Raw genomic sequence first — 2,932 nt, 5'->3', positions numbered from 1 at the left:
CCAACAAGATGTATATCTTGTAGAAGAGCTAAAAAAGAGCAAAATAGAAGATAATTTTAGATTGTTATAGGTTGTAGTTTAAACTACAACCTTTTTTGTTGTTATAAAACAATTATTGTAAAAAATTCTATTTACTACTGGTACTAAGAATTCTATCAGAAGTAATATATATTAAGAATTTTAAAATGAAAATGAGATAAAATAAATATAACAAAGTTTATAACTAGTAAAAGTGTATTAAATAGATACTTAATTATGCTATAGTGGAAAGTTTGTAAATATAAGAAGTGTATGATAATATATTAAGCATGCAAAGGACTACCTATATTTATGCATAATATATAAGAGAAGCGAATGGAGGAAATGAAACTATGTTACCAAATTGTCCAAAATGTAATTCAGAATATACTTATGAAGATGGAAATCTTTTAGTTTGCCCAGAATGTGGTCATGAATGGACTGCTGCATCAGAAGCTGCAGCTGCAGAAGCAAACCTTATAAAAGATGCTAATGGAAATGTTTTAAATGATGGTGATACTGTAACAATAATAAAGGACTTAAAAGTTAAGGGTGCTACATCAGCATTAAAGCAAGGTACAAAGGTAAAAAATATCCGTTTATTATATGATGTAACAGATGGTCACGATATTGATTGTAAAATAGATGGTTTTGGAGCTATGAAATTAAAATCATCAGTTGTTAAAAAGATATAATTTTAAAATTTAGCTAGGCATTTGCTTAGCTTTTTTATATTATTAATTGACAAGTAATTTGATTTTTAGGTAAAATTATTTTATTATATATTTTATGTTTAAATAATATTATATTAGTTAAATTTGATTTTTATAAGATAATTAAAAATATAAATTCTATGAAGAGAAGAGTACTTATTTTAAAGTATCTATTAGCGAGTAAGAGTATGGTGAAAGTCTTATAAGATATGAAATAAGGAAGAGGGACTTGGAGAAGCTGCTTGAGCATTATTGTAAGAGTATGCCGCTGTAAACTAGCGTTAAAGTTATAAGTGAGTTAATTTATTTTTAAAATTAACTAAATTGAGTGGTACCGCGGAAATATTTTCGTCTCTTTGAAAAGAAGAGGCGTTTTTTTTATATAAAATAAAAGGAGGCATAAATTAATGAAAATATTTATTGAACAAATAAGTGATATTTTTATGAATACATTTGAAGAGCTTGGTTATGATAAGAGTGCTGGAAAGGTAAATGTATCAAATAGACCTGATCTTTGCCAATATCAATGTAATGGAGCTTTAGCATGTGCTAAAAAGTACAAGAAAGCACCTAATGCTATAGCGCAAGAGGTAGTAGAAAAATTAAAAGAAAATGAAATTTTTTCTAAATTAGAAATTGCAGGTCCTGGATTTATAAATATAACTCTTAATGATGAATTCTTAGTTGATTATGTAAATAAAATGAATACTGATGAAAGATTCGGTACTTCACAAGCTACAGAAATTAAAAAAATAATTGTAGACTATGGTGGAGCAAATGTTGCAAAGCCATTACACATAGGACATTTAAGATCAGCAATTATTGGTGAGAGCATTAAGAGAATAGCTAAATACTTAGGCCATGATGTAATTGGTGATGTTCATTTAGGAGACTGGGGTCTTCAAATGGGTATGGTTATATCAGAAGTTGAAAGACGTAACCCAAGTTTACCATATTTTGATGAAAGTTTTGAAGGAGAATATCCAGAAGAAGCTCCGTTTACAATAGATGAACTAGAGGATATTTATCCATATGCAAGTAAGCTTGCTAAGAGTGATGAAGCTGTTATGAAGCTGCTAAAAAAGCAACAGTTGAGCTTCAACAAGGTAGAAGAGGGTATGTTGCATTATGGAAGCATATATTAAATGTATCTGTTAATGACTTAAAGAAAAACTATGGGGCTTTAGATGTTAGCTTTGAATTATGGAATGGTGAAAGTGATGCACAAAAATTTATTCCTGAAATGATAGAATCTTTAAAAGAAAAAGGATTTGCTAAGGAAAGTGAAGGAGCTTTAGTTTTTGATGTAAGTGAAGAGACTGATAAGAGTCCAGTACCACCATTACTATTATTAAAATCAGATGGAGCTTCATTATATGGAACTACAGACTTAGCTACAGTTGTAGAGAGAGTTAGAGATTTAAAAGCTGATGAAATAATATATCTAGCTGATAAGAGACAAGGGCTTCATTATGAACAATTTTTTAGCAGCTCTAAAGAATCAGGTATAGCAAATGAAAATACTGTATTAGATTTCATAGGATTTGGGACTATGAACGGAAAAGATGGTAAGCCATTTAAGACTCGTGAAGGTGGAGTAATGAGACTTGCAGATTTAATAAACTTAATTAAAGAAGCAGGTAAAGAAAAACTTAAGGATAATAAAAATATAGCAGAAGAAGACGTTGAAGAGATTTCTTCAAAGGTTGGATTAGCAGCGTTAAAATATGGTGATTTATCTAACCAAGCTTCAAAAGACTATATATTTGATATAGAAAGATTTGCTTCATTTGAAGGAAATACAGGTCCATACATTCTTTATACAATAGTTAGAATTAAATCTATTTTAAATAGAGCTAATATGACTGATATGAATAAAGCAATATTAGTACCACAAAGTGAAACAGAAAGAAACTTAATGCTTCAATTAATTAAGTTTAATGAAGTTATTGAATTAAGCTTTAGAGATAGAGCACCACATAAGATATGTGAATATATTTATGAATTATCAAATAACTTTAACAGATTCTATAATGATACAAGAATAGTATCTGAAGAAGATGAATCTAAGAAAGCTTCTTGGTTAGTACTTATAAACTTAGTTAAGAACGTATTAGAACAATGCTTAGATTTGTTAGGAATGGAAAGTGTTGAAAGAATGTAATTAATAAAATAAAGAGTATTGATTTTAAAATCAATAC

At 28.6% G+C, this 2,932-nt stretch carries 1 protein-coding gene, 1 pseudogene and 1 other annotated feature; the gene and the pseudogene both read left to right on the top strand.

The features are described 5' to 3' along the window. The first annotated feature begins 371 nt into the window (after nt 1–371). Nucleotides 372–713, top strand: coding sequence for a zinc ribbon domain-containing protein YjdM (locus tag HMPREF0216_RS13465; protein WP_005215290.1), 342 nt, complete (start codon nt 372–374; stop codon nt 711–713). 149 nt (nt 714–862) lie between these two features. Beyond that, nucleotides 863–1,090, top strand: a binding site (T-box leader). Between the two features lie 48 nt (nt 1,091–1,138). Then, nucleotides 1,139–2,895 (top strand): annotated as a pseudogene (argS, locus tag HMPREF0216_RS13460) (arginine--tRNA ligase). The last annotated feature ends 37 nt before the right edge of the window (nt 2,896–2,932 follow it).

This window comes from Clostridium celatum DSM 1785 (genome assembly GCF_000320405.1).
Classification (GTDB): Bacteria; Bacillota; Clostridia; order Clostridiales; family Clostridiaceae; genus Clostridium; species Clostridium celatum.
This window is presented reverse-complemented; position numbering and strand designations above follow the sequence as displayed.

Excerpts from the sequence above, each read along its gene's own strand:
- HMPREF0216_RS13465 (WP_005215290.1), top strand. The coding sequence starts at position 372 with ATGTTACCAAATTGTCCAAAATGTAATTCAGAATATACTTATGAAGAT.